The 1,068-nt window shown below is 57.5% G+C and carries 2 protein-coding genes and 1 pseudogene; all 3 read left to right on the top strand.

The window, feature by feature from the left end:
- Positions 1-204 (top strand): annotated as a pseudogene (locus DPV79_RS41465) (CsgG/HfaB family protein); the annotation flags it as partial.
- Between the two features lie 45 nt (positions 205-249).
- A complete protein-coding gene (locus DPV79_RS41460; protein ID WP_113048175.1) occupies positions 250-621 on the top strand; it encodes a DUF4810 domain-containing protein in 372 nt (123 codons plus the stop codon).
- Positions 622-631: 10 nt separating this feature from the next.
- The coding region (locus DPV79_RS41455) for a DUF799 domain-containing protein (RefSeq protein WP_113048176.1) at positions 632-1,068 on the top strand (437 nt) is incomplete at its 3' end.

The following is a 1,068-nucleotide window of genomic DNA, read 5'->3' as shown; positions in this document are numbered from 1 at the left end:
GTCGATACGACGACGTCGGAAGTCATCGCATCAAGCCAGGGCGCCGGCGAGTACAGCCTGTCGAACCGCGAGATCATCGGCTTCGGCGGCACCGCGAGCTATGACTCCACGCTGAACGGCAAGGTGCTTGATCTCGCGATCCAGGAAGCCGTCAATCATCTCGTTGAGCAGGTCGACGCAGGCACGCTCAAGGCCGCGCGGTAAGCGCGGCGAATCTCATCGATTCACGCATCAGAATAAGGAAGGACTATGAAACGGGGTATTGGGCTGTCAGCGATTGCCGCAGCTTTGCTGCTCGCTGGCTGCGCGGCACCGGCCACGCCGCCGCTCTATCAGTGGAACGGCTACCAGCCGCAGGTTTACGAATACTTCAAGGGCAAGACGTCTTCGCAAGAGCAGATCGACGCGCTTGAAAAGGCACTGCAGGAGATCCGAGCGAAGGGCAATACACCGCCGCCGGGCTTCCACGCACATCTCGGAATGCTGTATGCGAGCGTCGGCGATGCGCAACGCGCTGGACAGGAATTTCAGGCTGAGAAGCAGCTGTTCCCGGAATCCTCGGGCTACATGGATTTCCTGATGAAGAAGAAGTCCGTCCAACAGAAAACTGCTCAACAGTGACGTGTTAGCCATGTTCAAAACAATTTCATTCAAGCTGCTGTCCGTGTTGTCGATTGTCGCGCTATTGAGCGCGTGCGCGCAGCCCGCGAAGCGTCCTGACTACACGGCTTTCAAGAAAAGTCAGCCGCGCTCGATTCTTGTACTGCCGCCGTTGAACGAGACCAACGATGTCACGGCAACCTACGGCATGCTGTCGCAGATGACTCAACCGCTTGCCGAAGCGGGATACTACGTCGTGCCGGTTGCTGTGATGGACGAAACCTTCAAGCAAAACGGCTTGACGACCGCCGCTGACATCCAGGAAACATCACCTGCGAAGTTGCGCGAGATCTTTGGAGCGGATGCGGCGCTTTACTCCAAGGTGACGCAGTATGGCTCCGTTTATCAGATCATCGACAGCACGACTGTGGTTGCGGCATCGGCAAAGCTCGTTGATCTGAAGAGCGG

Source organism: Burkholderia reimsis (assembly GCF_003294055.1).
Taxonomy (GTDB): domain Bacteria; phylum Pseudomonadota; class Gammaproteobacteria; order Burkholderiales; family Burkholderiaceae; genus Burkholderia; species Burkholderia cepacia.
The sequence above is the reverse complement of the archived record's forward strand: the minus strand, read 5'-3'. Positions and strand labels throughout refer to the sequence as shown.